13 protein-coding genes and 4 pseudogenes are annotated in these 17,987 nt (G+C 70.4%); 8 read left to right on the top strand and 9 right to left on the bottom strand.

All coding sequences use genetic code 11. From position 1 onward, the window contains the following. Positions 1 to 209 precede the first annotated feature (209 nt). Positions 210 to 359 (top strand): annotated as a pseudogene (locus Sru02f_RS28440) (type II toxin-antitoxin system death-on-curing family toxin); the annotation flags it as partial. 178 nt (positions 360 to 537) lie between these two features. Here Sru02f_RS28440 and Sru02f_RS28435 read toward each other — a convergent pair. From Sru02f_RS28435 to Sru02f_RS28405, 7 genes and pseudogenes are all read right to left on the bottom strand, one after another. Continuing rightward, positions 538 to 1,602 (bottom strand): hypothetical protein, encoded by a 1,065-nt coding sequence (locus Sru02f_RS28435; RefSeq protein WP_244941745.1) that lies wholly within the window; start codon positions 1,600 to 1,602, stop codon positions 538 to 540. Then, positions 1,599 to 3,587: a hypothetical protein gene (locus Sru02f_RS28430; protein WP_109029843.1), complete on the bottom strand. Its 1,989-nt coding sequence runs from the start codon at positions 3,585 to 3,587 to the stop codon at positions 1,599 to 1,601. Before Sru02f_RS28430 ends, Sru02f_RS28435 begins: the two co-directional genes overlap by 4 nt. Further along, on the bottom strand, positions 3,584 to 4,336 hold the full coding sequence (locus Sru02f_RS28425) for a toll/interleukin-1 receptor domain-containing protein (protein WP_109029842.1): 753 nt from the start codon (positions 4,334 to 4,336) through the stop codon (positions 3,584 to 3,586). Before Sru02f_RS28425 ends, Sru02f_RS28430 begins: the two co-directional genes overlap by 4 nt. Then, positions 4,333 to 5,643, bottom strand: coding sequence for a helix-turn-helix domain-containing protein (locus Sru02f_RS28420; protein WP_109029841.1), 1,311 nt, complete (start codon positions 5,641 to 5,643; stop codon positions 4,333 to 4,335). The genes Sru02f_RS28425 and Sru02f_RS28420 overlap by 4 nt, the downstream gene beginning before the upstream one ends. Continuing rightward, positions 5,607 to 6,901: pseudogene (locus tag Sru02f_RS28415) on the bottom strand (glycosyltransferase). The gene Sru02f_RS28420 and the pseudogene Sru02f_RS28415 overlap by 37 nt, the downstream one beginning before the upstream one ends. A gap of 9 nt (positions 6,902 to 6,910) precedes the next feature. Continuing rightward, positions 6,911 to 7,648: pseudogene (locus Sru02f_RS28410) on the bottom strand (MerR family transcriptional regulator); the annotation flags it as partial. An 89-nt stretch (positions 7,649 to 7,737) separates the two neighbouring features. Then, the gene (locus tag Sru02f_RS28405; RefSeq protein WP_109029840.1) at positions 7,738 to 8,466 is read right to left on the bottom strand and encodes an SDR family oxidoreductase; all 729 of its coding nucleotides are present in this window, start codon (positions 8,464 to 8,466) and stop codon (positions 7,738 to 7,740) included. A gap of 69 nt (positions 8,467 to 8,535) precedes the next feature. Here Sru02f_RS28405 and Sru02f_RS28400 point away from each other — a divergent pair. After that, positions 8,536 to 8,958, top strand: a pseudogene (locus Sru02f_RS28400) (NUDIX hydrolase); the annotation flags it as partial. 27 nt (positions 8,959 to 8,985) lie between these two features. After that, on the top strand, positions 8,986 to 9,684 hold the full coding sequence (locus Sru02f_RS28395; RefSeq protein ID WP_244941752.1) for an MSMEG_1061 family FMN-dependent PPOX-type flavoprotein: 699 nt from the start codon (positions 8,986 to 8,988) through the stop codon (positions 9,682 to 9,684). Between the two features lie 122 nt (positions 9,685 to 9,806). Here Sru02f_RS28395 and Sru02f_RS28390 read toward each other — a convergent pair whose 3' ends face one another. Further along, positions 9,807 to 11,240: an endo-1,4-beta-xylanase gene (locus Sru02f_RS28390; protein WP_109029839.1), complete on the bottom strand. Its 1,434-nt coding sequence runs from the start codon at positions 11,238 to 11,240 to the stop codon at positions 9,807 to 9,809. 390 nt (positions 11,241 to 11,630) lie between these two features. Here Sru02f_RS28390 and Sru02f_RS28385 point away from each other — a divergent pair, with 390 nt between their 5' ends. Then, complete coding sequence (locus Sru02f_RS28385) at positions 11,631 to 13,058, top strand: non-reducing end alpha-L-arabinofuranosidase family hydrolase (RefSeq protein WP_109029838.1); 1,428 nt, start codon at positions 11,631 to 11,633, stop codon at positions 13,056 to 13,058. On the opposite strand, the gene Sru02f_RS28380 is transcribed toward Sru02f_RS28385, so the two are convergent. After that, positions 13,042 to 14,217, bottom strand: coding sequence for a PP2C family protein-serine/threonine phosphatase (locus Sru02f_RS28380; RefSeq protein WP_109029837.1), 1,176 nt, complete (start codon positions 14,215 to 14,217; stop codon positions 13,042 to 13,044). The genes Sru02f_RS28385 and Sru02f_RS28380 overlap by 17 nt on opposite strands. A gap of 185 nt (positions 14,218 to 14,402) precedes the next feature. Here Sru02f_RS28380 and Sru02f_RS28375 point away from each other — a divergent pair, with 185 nt between their 5' ends. The 4 genes from Sru02f_RS28375 (at position 14,403) to Sru02f_RS28360 (ending at position 17,957) form a co-directional block, all read left to right on the top strand. Continuing rightward, positions 14,403 to 15,047, top strand: a complete 645-nt coding sequence (locus tag Sru02f_RS28375) for an RNA polymerase sigma factor (RefSeq protein ID WP_164277449.1) — start codon at positions 14,403 to 14,405, stop codon at positions 15,045 to 15,047. Positions 15,048 to 15,124: 77 nt separating this feature from the next. After that, on the top strand, positions 15,125 to 15,937 hold the full coding sequence (locus tag Sru02f_RS28370; RefSeq protein WP_167469331.1) for a hypothetical protein: 813 nt from the start codon (positions 15,125 to 15,127) through the stop codon (positions 15,935 to 15,937). Positions 15,938 to 16,152: 215 nt separating this feature from the next. Further along, entirely contained in the window at positions 16,153 to 16,812 is a 660-nt protein-coding gene (locus Sru02f_RS28365) for an RraA family protein (protein WP_109029835.1), read from the top strand. After that, on the top strand, positions 16,809 to 17,957 hold the full coding sequence (locus Sru02f_RS28360; RefSeq protein ID WP_109029834.1) for a pyridoxal phosphate-dependent aminotransferase: 1,149 nt from the start codon (positions 16,809 to 16,811) through the stop codon (positions 17,955 to 17,957). Before Sru02f_RS28365 ends, Sru02f_RS28360 begins: the two co-directional genes overlap by 4 nt. The last annotated feature ends 30 nt before the right edge of the window (positions 17,958 to 17,987 follow it).

Here is a 17,987-nt window from a genome sequence, read left to right as displayed (position 1 = left end):
GACCTGACCTGCGGTTTTCTCTGAGTTCACCCGGGTGACATGCTTCCGATGACGCATCATGTGGAGTGCGTGGCGATCCTGGAGCCTGCGAGCAAGGGTGCCTGACCTGCCGCTTCGTAACGGAGTACGGCCCGACCGCGCCATTTGATGCCCGACGACATCCTGGCCGAGCTGGTGGACAGCGATGCGGAGATCCTGGCCTGCCTGAAGTGACCGACGTGCGTCACGTCCGGATCGACGAGATCCTGGCCATCGCCCGAGCAGTCAACCGCACCGAGCACAGCGTGCGCGACACGGGCCTTCTCGTGTCGGTGATCGAGCGACCCCGGACGAACGTGTTCGGGGCCGAGCTCTGTCCGGCGCCGCGATCGACGTGATCCACGGGGAAGGGCGGACCAGCACGGTGCCCGACTGGACGACGGGGCCGTGCTGGGACTCCACCGCTGATGCGGTTGTCCGTCGTGTCGAACCTGTCGAGGTCCGCGCGGTGGCGCCCGACGCCGCGAGTACGGCAGTTCGCTGTCCATGGGTCTGCTCCTAAGCGAGGGGCGAGCCGGAGGTGGACGCCTCGTCGTCCAGGGCGGGGGACGCCGGTGGATCGAAGTGGTGCTGGATCGCCTCGGCGGTCTCGTGGCGGTTCTGCTCCTTGATGAGGCCGGCGATCTGTGCCGCGAGCATCGGGCGGCGTACATCACCGTCGGTGAATCCGATGCTGTCGAGGAAGTCGGAGAGACGCATCGTGGCTGTCTCCCGTCCTTGCGGCGCTGAGGGAGGCTGCGCCTCGGGAAAGTCCGGCGTCGTCGGCCCGCCGGCTTGCTGAGCGATCAGATGCTGAAGCCGTTCGGGAATGTCGGTGTCATTGGCCGCCGAGGTCAGCTGAGCGAGCAGGGCCAGGTCGTTCACCGTATGTTCCACGTGCTCGTCGTTCTTGGTGAGCCACCAGACCACGGCGCTGCCGGTGTCCTTGAGAACGTCCTCGCCCAGGTACCGGCGCCTGCTCTGCTCGTACTTGCGCTGGTGGGCCCAGACCTCCTCGTCCTTGCGTACGTCGGCCAGTTTGTCGAGGCGCTCCTGGTCCTGCTGCACCAGGACGAGCCGGATGTTCTCCGCCATCGCCTGGAGGTGCCCGGTGGACTCGGGCACCATCCGGCTGAGGGCGCCGGACAGTTCCTGCTCGACGAGTGAGGACCGGACCGGTTCCCGTTGCTCGGTGATGATGCGGGCCCGCTTCAGGATTGCGTCGACGGCGAGGCCCGCCGGGTTGAGAACGGGGGCACTCGCGGGAGCGTCGACCAGGTACCAGCGCACCGTCGCGGAGAAGACGAAGTCGTAGTCGGGCCATTTGCTGGGCAGCACTACCTGGTTGACGCGGTGTTCTGTGCGTTCCACGGGGGCGGCCGTGAGCTGCTCCTCGAAAGCCACCGGTACCGTGCCGCGGCGCATCGAGGCGACCCGGAAGACGGCCGCGGGGACGACGAGCAGCAGCACTGCCAGCAGTGGCCAGGCCCATGTGGGCCACCGCTGCGTCAGACCGACGATGCTCAGCAGAAGACCGCTCAGAACGGTGAGGAAGACGATTGTGGTCTTCCGTGCGGTGGTCATGGTCGAGTCCCCCTCGGTGAGGTCGTCGGCGGTGTGGCCGGAGCGATGCCTTGAGCCGCGCTGATCTTGTGCAGCAGCAGACCGGTGGTCTCCGCGGCTCGCACCGCATCTTCCGGACCGGCGCGCTCGGCGTCGCGAGCGCACGCGTACAGCAGAGCGAAGGCCTCGCCCCGCTTCTCCGTGCACCGTTGTGCTGCGCTGACGAGGAGGTCGAGCAGGAGCCCACTGTGTGGTCCGGTGCCGGCGGCCGCCCGGTGGAGCCAGCGTCGTGCTTCGGCCTGCCACTGCGGAGGCGGCAGTTCGGTCAGTACCGCGTGCCAGCAGGCTGTCAGGGAACGCTGCGCGCTCTGCTCGTCGATCAGCGCGTGCGAGGTGCCGGAGCGGAGTGTCAACAGTTCGGGGTCGCTGGCCTGGAGGAAAATCCCGAGATGGGCAGGTGAGAAGTCGGAGCGGGCGAGACGGTCGAGCAGCACGCGGTGCAGCCTGCGGCTGCCCGCCACGAGATCGCACAGCGCCTGCCGGGCACGCGTCGTGCCGCGCTCACGCCGGGCCAGGTGGTAGAGCCTGACCAGGGCTTGATCCGGATGACTGGTCGCGAGGACGTCGGCACAGACGCGGACCAGCACCCGTGCGAGTTCCCCCTCGAGGCGCCCGTTGGCGCACCACTGGTAGATCTGCCGACGGAAGTCCCTGGCATGCACCGGATCCGCCAGGCCGCGGGCGAGCGCATGCACGGCCGCTTCCAGACGAGGCCGGCTCGTCGTACCGGTACTCCAGCGTTCGACGAGGTACCCCAGTTCGTCCGCACGTCCGGTGCGCAGGTATTCACCGGCCACCCGTTCCACCAGGCTGTCGCGTACGACGGTGACGACGTGCGGGTCGTTCAGCTCCACCACACTCGCGGCCCAGGTGCCCAGGTGGGGGCGGAGATCGGGCATGTGGTCCCAGACATGGGCGCGGACGGCTGAGTCGAAGTCCAACTTCTCGAACCGGACCTGTCCGGTGATGGCGGCAGTGGCCGAGATGTCGAGGAGTCGCTCGGCGAGGTCTCGCTGCTGCAGCGGCGAGACGCTCTCCGACGGGGGCTCGAGGAGGCTCAGCAGTTGCTCGGCCGCGCGGTGAACGACATCGGCATGCGCCCCGTGCAGCATGGACACGGCGATCAGCAGGGCTCGTTGCGGGGCTTCCCGTAACTTGGCGACGAGCGCGGCGGCGTCCCGCCGTCCGTCGTTCCGCGCCCGCCCGGCCGTCTCGCACCACTGAGCGAATCCGTCCCCGGGCTGACCGGCATCGCGTGCCCGGCGCACCAGGTCGGCGAATTCCGCGATCTCCCGCATGGGCCTGTCAGCGGTGAGGAACCCGGTGACGGTGCCGTCCGGCTGGAGATACTGCTCAGGCGGCACACCGTGCAGGCGCAGATGCCGCCGGAAGACGCCGATACCGGATGGCTGTTCGAGCACCACGCGGCAGTACTGCAGGTCCGGGTCGAGCACGCCTCGGTACGGCATGACCACGACCAGGTGGGCCCGCTGCTCGTGGACGGTCTTGCGCAGCGCCGGGAGTTCGGCCTGAGCTGCGGCCCAGCGGCGGTCGTCCGCGGCGGACAGGTCCAGCAGCAACTGGTCACCGGTCCCTACCAGAGCGGGGTCGTGGAGGGGGAGCTCGTCCTCCTCACCGGCCGGGAGTTCGCGGAAGACACCACAGTCCCGGTGGTGTTCGTGCAGCAGTACGCGGGCCACGGCCGACCGGCCGATGCCCGGGACACCGTCCAGGATGACGGTGCCGGAGTCGGCGAGCACGGCACGAGCCTCGCCCATGCGCGGCGGAGCGACCAGTACGTAGCGCAGTCGGCGGAGTTGGTCCTCGGCGACTCGGCGGAAAGCCTGTTTGTCCGAGTCCCGCAACTGCATGCCGATGTAGACGTCGCCGTTGCCCGTTACCGTGACGCCCGAGTCCCGGACCCAGGTGTCGGTGCGCTGGATCACCGGTCCTTGTCCTCGTGACCGTCCCGTTCACCGAACCGGTGCTGGATGGCGCCGAGGTGGTCGCCCTCGAAGTACGTCATTCCGTCACCCGAGAAGTGACGGTCGCCCGAGACATGGCGTGAATGCGAGTAGATGTTGCCGTTCCCGGTGTGGACGGGACCGTGGGCGCCCTTGACGACCGTGCCGACGTCACCGGTGAAGTCACGGCTCTGTACGGCCGTACCGTTCACAGTCCCGATGGAATTGGTCACACTGCCCGGCGCGGGCGTCCCCGCCTCGGTCCCTGACCCGTCGTCGAGGCCGGGAATCAGCTCGGCCATCAGATCACCGACGCGCGCGACACACACGTCTGTGTCACCGGAGTCGAACGCGATGGACTGGAGATCGGCCAGCCGTCGTAACGCGGGCGGAAGATCGGTCCTGCTCAGTCGGCTGGTTTTGCGCCCGTCCAGAACGGGGACCACTGGGACCTCACACCGGAAGGCCTCCTCGATCTCCTTGCGCACCCAGTCCTCTGGATCATCCAGCCGGGTACGGAAGTTCGTCCAGTCCGGTCCGATGACGGCCAGAAGTACGGAACTGCGCCGTACAGCGGTCAGTAACCGTTCGGGCCAGCTCTCACCGGGGACGATGGACTGTGACGCGTGAAACGCGTGTCCCGGGCCGAAGCGGTGCGACAGCCCCTGGCGGAGCAGGGCTGCTGTCTTCTCTCCGTCCCCGGTACGGTAGTTGATGAAGATCTCGCTCATGACGGTGACTCCTCAAGAGGGGTGGTCGGGCGGGACAAGGTGCCGAGCCGCGGTGCAAGTCGGCGTACCAGAGGGTGGTCCGGGTAGCGGCCCAACACCCGGACAAGCCGCCGGAGATCGGTCGTGACGGTTGCCGAGCGGACCGCCGTCACGCCGTCGAGCAGTGGCTCCGTCAGCGCGCACGCGTGGTCGATCTCGCCGGCGGAGGCATAAGCGAGCGCGCGGCGTACGCCGTACCGCACCTGCGTACGCACCGCGTCGCGGCCGACCTGAGTGAGCTGCCGATCCAGTTCCTCGCCCGCTTCGCGCGGTCGCCCGAGATCGACGAGGCACCAGCCGGTGACCATGCCGACCGAATCTGGAAGATGCATGGAGCCGATCACCGGACCGTCGGCGTCGTCGTCCCGGCGGGCGAGCAGAGTACGAGCCCGGTCCAGGGCACGGAGACAGGCGTCGACATCACCGGCGAGCGCATGACCCTGCGCTTCGCGCTGTGCGGCGAGACCGCGGATCCGTGATGGCAGCACGCCGCTCTGCGCTCGGCGGGCCAGCGCGATCGTCTGCTCGGCGTCCTCCCGGTACAGCGTGATCAACGCCCTGCGGACCAGCGCATAGCCGGCCAGTGCCTGATCACCGCCGGCGGCGGCCAGGTCGACCGCACGCTGCGTCCACCACAGCGCCGCACGCTCGTTCCCGGTCTCCTGCACCAGCCAGCCCACGTACTCGGCGTATCGGGAACCGAGCGCCAGCAGGTGTCGCCTGGTGCCGCTGTCGCTCTGCGCCGACAGTTCCCGGAGCGTGTGTGTCTGCGTGATCAGAACGGGCAGGAGCAGGCCGGGTTCCACGGCCTGACCGAGTCTGCGGTAGTGCGTGAACAACAGGTGTGAGGCTTCCAGCATGCCGGCGCCGGCGGCCGGGGACGCCGGACTCGATCCATCCGACCTCCAGGTCATCAGCGACGCGACACCGGCATTCATCACCTCGCGCCGGCCCACGGGCCCGAAGGAACTCGGGTCGTCCGGTGACAACTGCATCATCCAGTTCTCCTCCTCGACCCGGCCTGGCGCCGACACGGCAGGTGAATCGACAGCGACGGGGGTGCTCAGAGCGATCAGTGCGCCGTCCGCACCGAGTGCGGCGTCGCACAGCCGCGCGAGATCACGGCTGGGTGCCTTGATGGCCCGTTCGACCTTGCTGAGCTGCGCCTTGCTGTAGTGCACGAGACCGGACAGGTCCGTCAGGCTCAGTCCGGCCTCCAGACGCCGCTTCCTCAGTTCTTCGCCGAACGGGGTGGACGGATGTGGCACGGGAACCTCCCAAACCCGGTCGTCCGGGCCGAGGGGTACTGCACGAAGAGTGCGGCACCAACTCCCGGACGGACAAGGCGATCGAAGCCGTTTCCCGTTTCCTTCTCCGACTGCGGGGCGCGGCAAGCCTCGCCGTCGAATTCCGATCGCACCGTCCCTTTGACGAGGGGCCTCTCGTGCGCACTGGGCGCACCGACGCGGCTTCCCTGTCTCGACTCTTGTGACTGGTGTTTCACCGCCTGGTGGAGGCGGGCGGCGAGCCGTTCCGCGGTGGGGGAGCGGAAGGGGATCGGGTCGGTGGCGGCGCCGAGGGCGGCGAGGCGGCCGGCCCAGAACGGCTGGTCCGCGGCCACCGGGACGGTGACGGCGGGAACTCCGGCGCGCAGCGCGGCGGCGGAGGTGCCGGCCCCGCCGTGATGGACCACCGCGGCCAGGCGCGGGAACAGGAGAGTGTGCGGTACGTCCCCGACAGTGAGTACGTCGTCCCCGCCGGCGGCGAGTCCGGCGCTGCCCGCCTGGAGGATGCCGCGCAGCCCTGCGCCGCGCAGGGCGCGCACAGCGAGCTCACTCAGCCGTTCCCCGTGGCCGGAGGCCATGCTGCCGAAGCCGACGAGGACGGGCCGGGGTCCGGCGGCCAGGAAGTCCTCGAGGGCGGCGGGCAGCCGGTCGGCCGGGTCGTGACGGGGCCACCAGTTGCCCGCGACGTCCAGGCCGGGGCGCCAGTCGGAGGGGCGGGGCACCAGGATCGTGCTGAAGCCGTGCAGGATGGGCCAGTTCGCCCGTCCCTGGCGTCGGCGTACCTCGGAGGGGGAGGGCGAGGCGGTGGCGCAGTTGGGCGGCGGCCTGTGTGTAGACGCGGTCGGCCATGCGCAGGGCGAAACGTCCTGTTGCCCGGTTGGCGAGCCGGCCCAGTGAGCGGGAACCGGTCACGACGGGTGGGAAGTCGCCGGTCGGCGCGGTGAGCTGGAGGTACACGCCGAGGCTCGGTGTGCCGGTGGCCTCGGTGAGGTGCCAGCCGAGGGGGGCCGTGGTGGCCGACAGCAGGAGAAGATCCGTGCCTTGGGCCACGGCGTCGGCGAAGCCCTGCCCCAGTTCCGTGATGAAGGCGGCAGCGGTTCGCATCAGGTCGCGTTTCCCCGTGACCTCGCCCTGCACCCGCGTGTCCGCGGGCAGGCTCCGGAACTCCAGCCCCGCGTCGCGGGCGCGGCGCGAAGGTGCCGGTGGCGGCGAGGGCGACGTCATGGCCGGCCCGGCGCAGTTCGGCGCCCAGATAGGCGGCCAGGCCCGGGCGTTGCTGCGGCGGGGGTACGACCAGCGCGAAGGCGCGCGGGGCGGCGGCGAAGTCGTCGGCGATGCGCCGGTGCATGGCGGGCGGGCAGGAGGTGAACCAGCGTGCGATGTGCAGGCGGTGTTCCTCCGCGAGGTCCATGGCCCGCCCGCCGCGGCTCGGCTCCCCTTCGTCGAAGGCGGCGAGCAGTTCCGCGCGCCAGGCGGCGGGCTCGCCCATGAGCCGGCGCCAGTCCTCCTTGGTGTGGGCGTCCGCGCGCGACATCGCCTCGCGCCGTCCCTCCGAGTGCGCCCACCTCAGCTCTGCCTCGGTGGCGTAACTCAGGTCGAAGGTCACCTCGCCGAACACCTCGAAGCGCTCCTCGGGAGTCAGGGACACCCCGGTCTTCTGGACCTCGATGGCCCGCTCGGCCACCTCGGCCGGCCGCCGCAGCCGGTCGATCTCCTCGTTCAGCTGCCGCTGCCGCTGCCGGGCCCGGAGCCGCTCCAGCGGGTTCACCTGCGGATCCTTGAAGATCGCGGCGATCTCGTCGAGAGGGAAGCCGAGTTCCCGGTAGAAGAGGATCTGCTGGAGACGGACCAGGTCGGCCTCGCCGTAGAGCCGGTATCCGGCGTGGCTGCGGTCGCTGGGCGAAAGCAGCCCCGCCTTGTCGTAGTGATGCAGCGTTCGCACCGTCACCCCGGCGAAGGCCGAGACCTGTCCCACGGAGTAGCTCATCCACCTGCCCCTTCGTCGGCCCACAGCTTCGAGCCCGACGTAGGGGGAGGGTCAACTCGGCACCCGGCGCCCCCGCTCGCGAAGGTCGGTCAGACCTGTTCGAAGTGGAACGCCTTGATGAAGCAGTCGCGAGGCTGGGCGACGGCGAAGAGGATGCACTCCACGAGCGACTGCGCGGTGAGGGCGTCCTCGGCTCCGCGCGAAGTGGTCTCCCACTCCTCGGAGAGCGGGTCGGGGTTGTCGAAGTCGGGCGGGTAGAGCGAGATCACCCGGACTCCTTGGGAGCGCAGGCGCTTGGAGAGGATCTCGGTGAACCCCGCCTGGGCGCTCTTGGCCGCGTAGAAGGCGTCGTGCGCGTCCGAGCGGTGGTGGCCCGGTGCTCCGCAGGCGGAGACCATCGTCACGACGTCGGGCGTGTCCGAGTTGAGCAGGAGGGGGAGGAAGGCCCTCGTGGTCAGGACCGTGCCGGTGGCGCCGGAGGCGATGGTGTCGACGACGTCGGCGTCGGTTGCCGACAGCAGGTCCGGCCCCGTGAGGTAGCGGGAGCCGTTGTTGACGAGTACGTCGACGCGGTCGGTGCGTTCCGCGACGCCGGAGGCGAAGCCGCGGATCGAGGCGGGGTCGGTCAGGTCGCAGGCGAAGGCGTGCACCCGCCGGTGTCCGCGGTCGCGGATCTCGTCGCGGACCCGTTGGGCGGCGGCGAGTCGGCGTGCCGAGAGGAAGACCTCGGCGCCGAGGTCCGCGAGGCGGATGGCCAGGGTTCGTCCGAAGTCCCGGCCGGCGGCCGTGACGACGACGCGGTGGTTGTCCCATCTCATGGTGTCGTTCCCCAGTCGCCGGTTCGTGGATCGGGTGCTGCCGTCCGTCGCGGCTCTACGCTATCGGTCATGCTCGCTCACGAACGGTCGTTCACGGTCAACGATGATGTCGAGGTGCCCAGCCCCGGTGCGGACGAGGTCTGGACCGTCGGCGCGGTCATCCTCAATCGGGAGGGTCATGCCTTCGCTCAGAAGCGGAGCCGGGACCGCCGCCTGTTCCCCGGGGCCTGGGACATCGTGGGCGGTCATGTCGAGGAGGGCGAAACGCTTCTGGAGGCACTCGCACGTGAAGTCGAGGAGGAGACCGGCTGGCGCCTGACCCACGTGCGACGGTTCCTCGGCACCACGACCTGGACGGGGGACGACGGCGGCGGCCTGCGTCACGAGGCCGACTACCTGGTCGAGGTGGACGGCGACCTGGACCACCCGAGGCTGGAATGGTCCAAGCACTCCGCCTACGACTGGTTCGGCCCCGGCGATCTCGACCGACTCAAGGAGAACCGCGGACCAGGGGAATACCTGATCCACGACCTCATCGCGCGTGCCGTCGAAGACCGCCCGGACGACGATGCGGCCGGCTCGCTCTTCGACCTCCTCCGGGCGGACGCCCTCACCGGCCCGGACCAGCTGCGTGAGCTCTACCCGCAGCCGAACCCGAACGCGCTGCGCAAGGAGACCGACCGCCTGACCGAGGAGGCCCGGGCGCTGATCGGCTGTTCCTCACTGGTGTTCATCGGCAGCGCGGACCGCGAGGGCCGGGCCGACGTGACGCCACGTGGCGGCCCGGCCGGGTTCGTCTCGGTGCTGGACGAGCAGACCCTGGTGATCCCGGACGCGACCGGCAACAAACGGCTCGACACCCTGCGCAACGTGCTGGAGACCGGACGCCTGGGGCTGCTCTTCCTCGTCCCCGGGCGTCCGACCACGCTGCGGGTCAACGGACGCGCCTGCGTTTCGGCCCGCCCGGAGCTGCTCGCCCGGCTCACTCCGGTCGGAAAGCCGCCGGTCACCGCGCTGGTGGTGCAGGTCGAGCAGGTCTATCCGCACTGTCCGAAGTCACTGCTGCGCGCCGACGCCTGGCGACCGGAACGCTGGCCGTCCGCCGACGCCCAGCCGACCAGCGCCGAGGTGACCCTGGCGCAGCTGAACCTGCCCGGCCTGACTCTGGACCAGATCGAGGAGGCCGAACGGGAGTCACTGCGCCTGCGATACGAATGACGACGACGAGTCGTTGAGCGCCGACGAGCGCCGACGAGCGCCGACGAGCGCCGACGAGCGCCGACGAGCGCCGACGAACCGGCGGCCGCGTCGGCGACCCGGGGATCGTCGGCGCTGTCCCGTCAGGTGCGGGTCCAGTGCTGGTTGGCGCCGTTCGAGCAGGAGTAGAGCTGGATCAGGGTTCCGTTGGCGGTGCCGCCGCCGACGGCGTCGAGGCAGAGGCCGGACTGGACGCCGACGACGGACCCGTCGGAGCCGAGGCGCCATTTCTGGTTGTCTCCGCCCCAGCAGCTGTAGATCTGGACCTTGGTCCCGTTCCCGGTGCCGGCGGCGTCCAGGCACTTGTCGCCGTAGACCCTTAGCTCTCCGGCGTCGGTGTAGGTCCACTGCTGGTTGGTGCCGCTGTGGCAGTCCCACAGCTGGAGCTGGGTGCCGTCGGAGGTACTGGCGTCGGGCACGTCGAGGCAGCGGCCCGAACCGACGCCCTTGATCTGTCCCCCGTCCGCGGGGGGCTCCGAGGAGTCGCCGCCGTTGAGTGCGTCGAGGACGGCGGTGTAGGCGGCCTTCTTGCTGCCGTTGTTGTTGAACAGCAACGGCGTCTGCTCCGATCGCCAGGAGTCGCTGTCGCGCACACCCCAGACGGTGATGCCGAGGCAGCGCGAGACGGCCAGGCAGTCGTTGGTCACGTTGGCGTAGGTGGAGGCCGGGGCGCCCTGGATGTCGAGTTCGGTGATGGCCACGTCGACGCCGAGGGCGGCGAAGTTCTGCAGGGTGGTGCGGAAGTTGCTGTCGTAGGGGCTGCCGCTGTTGAAGTGCGACTGGAAGCCGACGCAGTCGATCGGCACGCCGCGCTGCTTGAAGTCCCGCACCATGTTGTACATGGCCTGGGTCTTGGCCCAGGTCCAGTTCTCGACGTTGTAGTCGTTGTAGCAGAGCTTGGCGGACGGGTCGGCGGCGCGCGCGGTGCGGAAGGCGACCTCGATCCAGTCGTTGCCGCTGCGTTGCAGGTTGGAGTCCCGTCGGGCTCCCGAACTGCCGTCGGCGAAGGCCTCGTTCACGACGTCCCACTGGACGATCTTGCCCTTGTAATGGGCCATCACGCCGTTGATGTGGTCGATCATCGCCTGGCGCAGCGCGCTGCCGCTGAGGCTCTGCATCCAGCCGGGCTGCTGGGAGTGCCAGGCCAGGGTGTGGCCGCGCACCTGTTTGCCGTTCTGCACCGCCCAGTTGTAGACGCGGTCGGCGGAGCTGAAGTTGAACTGGCCCCGCTGCGGTTCGGTGGCGTCGATCTTCATCTCGTTCTCGGCCGTCACCATGTTGAACTCACGGCCCGCGATCGACGTGTACGTCGAGTCGCTCAACCTGCCCGAGGCGATGGCGGTGCCGAAGTAGCGGCCGCTCTGCGCCGCCGCGGCGCCCAGCGTGCTCTCTGCGGCGTGCGCCCCCGGCGGCGCGATCAGTGCGGTGGCCGTGCCGAGGACGCCGACGACCAGTGCCAGCAGCAGGACGCGAATGCTCCTGCGGACACCGGATCTGGGAAGGGCGTAGGAGCCCATGACTGTGCCTCCAAAGTAGTGGTCACGGAAGGACTGGAGCGCAGGGAAGTCAGACAGGAATGATTGAGGTGTTGACGATGCTCGGTCAATACTTGGCGCTAAGAAAGTTTCAGTTCTCGTTCGAAACTTTCGAAGTCGAGTGAATCCGGCCTGATCTGCGGGGTTTCGAGCCATCGCTTGAGGAAGTGCCGTGTGACGTGCGGCATTGGGTGCGTCGCCCCTGGTGAATGTTTCGGGGTGGCAGCGATACATGCGAGAGGTATTGACGGCGTTCACCGGTTCTCTATGATGCGGAGCGCTCGATCCTTCGATCGGCGTTCGATATTACGAACATGCCGTGTCGCTCTCCTGCCCGGCAAGGAACCACCCACCCAAGTTGAGGGAGTTCCCATGCACAGAGGAAGTCTCAGCCGCGGGCACACGTCCGCGGTGCTAGCCGCCGTGGTCGCGGCCCTGGCCGCGCTGGCGGCGCTGCTCGTCGCCACCGCCCCCGCCCAGGCGGCCGGCAGCGGTGCCCTGCGCGGTGTCGGTTCGAACCGGTGTCTCGACGTGCTGGGCGGCAGCCGGACCGACGGCGCGCTCCTGCAGATGTACGACTGCTGGGGCGGCACCAACCAGCAGTGGACGTCGACGGACACCAGCCAGCTCACCGTGTACGGCGACAAGTGCCTGGATGTTCCGGGGCACGCCACCGCGCCCGGTACCCGGGTGCAGATCTGGTCCTGCTCCGGCGGTGCGAACCAGCAGTGGCGGGTGAACTCCGACGGCACGGTCGTCGGTGTGGAGTCCGGGCTGTGCCTGGAGGCCGCGGGCGCCGGCACGGCCAACGGCACGGCGGTGCAGCTCTGGACGTGCAACGGCGGCGGCAACCAGAAGTGGACCGGTCTGACCGGTACGCCGCCGACGGACGGCACGTGTGCGCTTCCGTCGACGTACCGGTGGTCCTCGACGGGGGTCCTCGCGCAGCCGAGGAGCGGGTGGGTCGCGCTGAAGGACTTCACCACGGTGACGCACAACGGCAGGCACCTGGTCTACGGGTCGACCTCGTCGGGGTCGTCGTACGGCTCGATGGTGTTCAGCCCCTTCACCAACTGGTCGGACATGGCGTCGGCCGGACAGAACGCGATGAACCAGGCCGCGGTGGCGCCCACGCTGTTCTACTTCGCGCCCAAGAACATCTGGGTACTGGCGTACCAGTGGGGTTCGTGGCCGTTCATCTACCGCACGTCGAGCGACCCCACCGACCCCAACGGCTGGTCCGCTCCGCAGCCGCTGTTCACCGGGAGCATCTCCGGCTCCGACACCGGCCCGATCGACCAGACCCTGATCGCCGACGGCCAGAACATGTACCTGTTCTTCGCCGGTGACAACGGCAAGATCTACCGGGCGAGCATGCCGATCGGGAACTTCCCGGGCAACTTCGGTTCCTCGTACACGACGATCATGAGCGACACGAAGGCCAACCTGTTCGAGGCCGTACAGGTCTACAAGGTCCAGGGCCAGAACCAGTACCTGATGATCGTCGAGGCGATGGGTGCGAACGGGCGCTACTTCCGTTCCTTCACGGCCTCCAGCCTGAGCGGCTCGTGGACCCCGCAGGCCGCCAGTGAGGGCAACCCCTTCGCGGGCAAGGCCAACAGCGGCGCCACCTGGACCAACGACATCAGCCACGGCGACCTGGTCCGTGACAACCCCGACCAGACCATGACCATCGACCCCTGCAACCTGCAGTTCCTCTACCAGGGCAAGTCCCCGAACGCGGGCGGGGACTACAATTCGCTGCCGTGGCGGCCGGGAGTCCTCACCCTGCGGCGCTGACCTTCCCGACGGACGGTGACCGCATGCGGTGCGGTGAGCGGCGTACGGCGAGTACCGCCAAGTCGTCCTGCTGCGGTCCCTCCGTGAAGGCGTGGACGTCGTCGACGAGAGCGTGGGTGAGCCGGCCCGCGGTGATGTCGACGTGCCCGGCGAGGCGGGCCTCCAGCGGGTAGAAGGCGCCGGCGGGGGAGCGGGCCTCGGTGAGACCGTCGGTGCACAGCAGCAGCGTCGCCCCGGCGGGGAAGGGGAACCAGGACACCGTGCGCGGCTCGTCGACGAGGTCGGCCAGGCCCAGCGGCGCGTGCTCCGTCCCGCCGCCCACGGCGGTGACGGTCCCGTCGTGCAGCAGGTAGGGCGGGATGTGGCCGCACGTGACCAGCTGGGTCTCGGCGCCGGTGTCCACCCCCAGGACGACGGCGGTGACGAACCGTTCCGGCTCACCGCGCTGTTCCGCGTAGCCGTTGTGCCGGACCACCGCCGCCTCGAGCGAGTCCACGAGCGCGGTGACCGTCGGTTCGCGGTGGGCGGCCTCACGGAAGGCACCGACCACGTCGATCGCCATGCCGATGGCGGCGAGCCCCTTGCCCTGGACGTCACCGATCAGTACCCGGGTGCCCCAGGGAGTGGCCGCCACGTCGTAGATGTCGCCCCCGACGAGCTTGTCCTGCTGCACCGGCTCGTACACGCCGTCCACGAGCACGTCGTCGGTGAGCAGTGGCAGCGGACGCAGGATCTGCCGCTGCATGGCGGCGGCGGTCGACCGCAGACGCACCAGCGTGCCCTCGCGCGTGATGCGCAGCCAGGATCCGTAGACGGCCAGCGCACCGAAGCCGAGGGCGAACAGGGCCAGGGTCACCCGGTCGGCGAGCTGCTCCGTGGACAGCGCCACGGGCACGATGACGACGATGCTCACCCAGGCGGAGACGAGCGTGGTCTGGCGCGGGGTGCACAGCGCGGAGGCGAACGCGGGGAGGAACACGAGCAGCCCGATCAGGAGCACGGCGGTCTCGGTCACCGCACCCAGGACGACCGTCACCACCGTCGCCGCGACCGTCACCAGTGCGACGACACGCGTGGGGGGCGTGCGGATCGCGGTGCCGTCGTCCTGGTCCGCACCGCCCTGCGCGAGGGCCGGCGCCGCACGCGACGGACGGAACATGCGCGCAACCTCCAGTGGCGGCGTGATCGGGCGGTGCGGGTGCCGCGTGCAGCGGCGGACGGGCGCCCTCGATCATCCAATCCGGTCGAAGTACCGGAGGGAGGCTGGCCGTACCCGTGCCGAAGTGAGTCCACCCGGGTGATTCCGGCGGGAACCTTCGGCCGGCTGCCGGACATGGACAGGGTATGGAACTGAACGACGCCGGTCCTGCCGTACCGGTCGGCGGGGTGTCCGACCGGGAGCTGTGGGCGAGGGCCGTCGACGGCGATCGCGAGGCCTTCGGCCGGATCTTCGACCGTCACGGGAAGGCCGTCTACAACCATCTCTTCCGGCGGACGGCCGACTGGTCCGAGGCCGAGGACCTCACGTCCACGGTGTTCCTGCACGCCTGGCGGCGGCGGTCGGAGACGGTGCTCGACCGCGACTCGGCGCTGCCGTGGCTGCTGGGCATCGCCAACGGCCAGTTGTCGAACACCCGGCGGCGGCTGAGACGGGCCGAGGCGCTGCTGCACCGGCTCGTCTCGCACGAGGAGTCGGTGGGCGACCACGCGGACCGCGTCGCCGGGCGGGTCGACGACGAGCGCCGTATGTCGGAGATCCACCGGGCGCTGGCCCGGCTGCCGCGGCACGAACGCGAGGTCGTCGAACTGTGTGTCTGGTCGGGCCTCGACCAGCAGGCGGCCGCGGCGGTGCTGAAGGTGGCGGTGGGAACCGTGAAGTCCCGACTGCACCGGGCCCGGCGCAGGCTCGGGGCCGACCTCGCCGGTGCCGAGGCCCCGCCGCCGTTCCGTTCCAGGAATCCCGTCAACGAGAAGGAGGTCGCACGATGAACGACCCGCAGGGCGTTCCCGCGGCTCCTTCCGATCGTGATCTGCCGAACCACCGGCGGACCCGAGAGGAACTACTGATGAAGATCGGTCCAGAGAACAACGGGGCCCCGTCGCGGCGCAGATGGGCGATCAGGTGGGGCGTGCCGCTCGGTGTCGCCACCGGTGTGACGGCGGTGAGCGTCGCGGCCGTGGTCGTCCTCGGCGGATCGGGGAGCGCCGGACCGGGTGCCGCCGACCCCGCGCACGACGGCGCGGGCCCGGCCAACTCCACTCCGGCACCGAGTCCGAGCGCGTCGTCCTCGCCCGGCGGGACCTCGCCCGAGGCCGACTTCACCGTCACCGACGCGACCACGACCCCGATCGACGCCGGTACCGCCACCCGGATCCTCTCCTCCTGCCTCGGGGCGGACGCGTCGCGGTACCACGCCGTCGTCGCGGTCCGTACGCCCCTCGCCACCGAGGACTGGGACGGCGTGGTCGTCGCCGTCGACTCCGCCGGCCAGTACGTGCAGTGCCAGTCGAAGGGCGACAAGGGCACCAGCCAGGACTCCCCGCCCACCTTCATCAACGACCGCCTGTGGGGCACCGGCCGGATCGTCGAGTACTTCGACTCCATGCTGGTGCCCGCCGGGGAGGGCAAGTACCTCAGCCTGGGCGCCGGGCACTACTCGTCCGACGTCGCCAAGATCACCGTGAGCTACGGGGAGGACCCGAAGCAGTACCCGGCCGACATGGCCGACGGCGCGTTCGTCTACGGGGCCGCGCTCTCGCCGGACACGCCCCCCGGCCCGCGCTACACGGGCCCGAGCCCCTACGTCCATGCCTACGACGCGTCGGGCCGGGAGATCTACAACCAGGCCGAGGACCCGAAGTTCACCGACGAGCAGTAGGTCCCCCGGCCCGGCCCCGCGGGCACGGACGGGGCCGGACGGCTCGGGCGTCGGGCGGACGCAGGAATGGACGTACTTGGTGATCCGCACCCCGTGAGCAGGTCCTGAGGGTGCCGGCCATTGTGGCCGGGCGTCGGGGCGGCTATGGTCCCTCTTATCTGAGAGAGTCACCTCATTTAAGAGGTGTATCAGCCTCATGCGAATGGAGTGCCACCATGTTCATTGCTGCGGCGACGGACGGCGTGTCCGTCGCTCCGAGCTGGGACCGCGCTGCCGCGGCCGACACGCGCCGGCTGGGGGCGGTGCCGGCCGCCCACGTCGGCGACGCGCTGGAGCGGATGACCGTCATGGACGGCGGCATCCGGCTGCTCACCGGCCACGCCGTCCTCCTGGGGAACGCCCTCACGGTGGACGTGCGCTCGGGCGACAACCTCGCCGTCCACCGGGCGCTCGACGAGGCCCGGCCGGGCGACGTCCTGGTCGTCAACGGCCACGGGGACACGACCCGCGCGCTGGTCGGCGACCTCATCGGCGAGATCATGGTGAACACGGGTGTCACCGGCGCCGTGGTCGACGGCGCGGTCCGTGACGTACAGGCGCTGTCCGCGATGGGCCTGGCCGTCTACGCCCGGGCGATCACCCCCGCCGGGCCCTTCAAGGACGGGCCCGGCGCCGTCGGGTGCCCGGTGGCGGTCGGCGGCACGGTGGTGGCCCCGGGTGACGTGCTCGTCGGTGACGCCGACGGCGTCGTGGTCGTTCCCCGGCGGCGGGTGGCGGAGGTGGTGGCCGCGGTCGACGGGATCGCCGAGAAGGAGGACGCGCTCCGCGGGCGCATCCTCGCCGCGCGCCCCGACCGCGCGGCGGTGGCCCGATGACCGCCACCTCGCCCGCCTCCCGGATCGCGGAACTGCGCCGCCTCTCGCGCCGCCCGGCCCTCGCTCCGGCCCCGCCCGGGGCCGTCTCCCTGGCCATGGGGGAGCCGGACTTCCCGACCCCGCCGACGGTGGTCCAGGCCGCGGTGTCCGCCCTGCGCGAGGGGCACACCCACTACGCCGACCAGAGGGGCCTGCGGGAGCTGCGCGCCGCGCTCGCGGCGGGACTGCCGGAGCGTCCCGGGCGGGCGTGGGACGCGGACGACGTCCTGGTCACCCACGGCGCCACCGCCGCGCTGGCCGCGGTGGTGCTCGCGACGATCGGCCCCGGCGACCGGGTGGTCGTCCCGGAGCCCGCCTACTCGCTCTACGCCGACCTGGTCGTCCTCGCCGGCGGCACCGTGGACTTCGTCCCGCTCGCCCCGGACCTGCACTGGGACCTCGACGCACTGGCCGCCGCGCTCCCCGGCGCCGCGATGACGATCTTCTCGAACCCCTCGAACCCGACCGGCATCGTGCACCGCAGGGAGGAACTGGAGGCCCTCGGCAAGCTCCTCGACGGCACCGACGCCCTGGTCGTCAGCGACGAGGCGTACCACCGGCTGACCCACCCGGGCCACGAACCGGTCTCGGCGCTGGAGATCGACTCGCTGCGCGACCGGACGGTGTACGTGCAGACGTTCTCCAAGACGTACGCGATGACCGGCTGGCGGGTGGGGTACCTGGCCGGGCCGCGTGAGGTGCTGGACGCGGCGGCCCAGGTGCACCGGACCTGGAACGGCTCGCTGAACACGGCGGTCCAGTACGCGGCCCTGGCCGCCCTTGACCTGCCGGACGGCGTCGTCGAGGCCATGGCCGACCGGTACCGGCAGCGTCGCGACCTGGTCGTCGGGCGGCTGTCCGGCGTGCCCGGTCTGCACCTGGTGCCGCCGGAAGGGGCGTTCTACGGGTTCCTGCGCTACGACTCGGGCCTGCCCTCGGAGGTGGTCGCGCGCGAACTCGCCGCCCGCCAGGTACTCGTCCGGGCCGGCGCCGAGTACGGGCCCTCGGGCGAGGGCCACCTCCGGATCTCGTTCGCGGCCTCCGAGGACGACCTGTGGGTCGGGCTGGAGCGGCTCGTCCGCTACTTCGGCGAGGCGCGCCCCTGAGGGCCCCGCCCGGCACCTCGGCCGGGGCCG

Source organism: Streptomyces rubrogriseus, from assembly GCF_027947575.1.
GTDB lineage: Bacteria > Actinomycetota > Actinomycetes > Streptomycetales > Streptomycetaceae > Streptomyces > Streptomyces rubrogriseus.
Note: the sequence above shows the minus strand (reverse complement) of the source record. Positions and strands in the feature narration are given on the sequence as shown.

Excerpts from the sequence above, each read along its gene's own strand:
- Sru02f_RS28435 (WP_244941745.1), bottom strand. The coding sequence starts at position 1,602 with ATGACCACCGCACGGAAGACCACAATCGTCTTCCTCACCGTTCTGAGC.
- Sru02f_RS28425 (WP_109029842.1), bottom strand. The coding sequence starts at position 4,336 with ATGAGCGAGATCTTCATCAACTACCGTACCGGGGACGGAGAGAAGACA.
- Sru02f_RS28405 (WP_109029840.1), bottom strand. The coding sequence starts at position 8,466 with ATGAGATGGGACAACCACCGCGTCGTCGTCACGGCCGCCGGCCGGGAC.
- Sru02f_RS28390 (WP_109029839.1), bottom strand. The coding sequence starts at position 11,240 with ATGGGCTCCTACGCCCTTCCCAGATCCGGTGTCCGCAGGAGCATTCGC.
- Sru02f_RS28385 (WP_109029838.1), top strand. The coding sequence starts at position 11,631 with ATGCACAGAGGAAGTCTCAGCCGCGGGCACACGTCCGCGGTGCTAGCC.
- Sru02f_RS28380 (WP_109029837.1), bottom strand. The coding sequence starts at position 14,217 with ATGTTCCGTCCGTCGCGTGCGGCGCCGGCCCTCGCGCAGGGCGGTGCG.
- Sru02f_RS28375 (WP_164277449.1), top strand. The coding sequence starts at position 14,403 with ATGGAACTGAACGACGCCGGTCCTGCCGTACCGGTCGGCGGGGTGTCC.
- Sru02f_RS28370 (WP_167469331.1), top strand. The coding sequence starts at position 15,125 with ATGAAGATCGGTCCAGAGAACAACGGGGCCCCGTCGCGGCGCAGATGG.
- Sru02f_RS28365 (WP_109029835.1), top strand. The coding sequence starts at position 16,153 with ATGTTCATTGCTGCGGCGACGGACGGCGTGTCCGTCGCTCCGAGCTGG.
- Sru02f_RS28360 (WP_109029834.1), top strand. The coding sequence starts at position 16,809 with ATGACCGCCACCTCGCCCGCCTCCCGGATCGCGGAACTGCGCCGCCTC.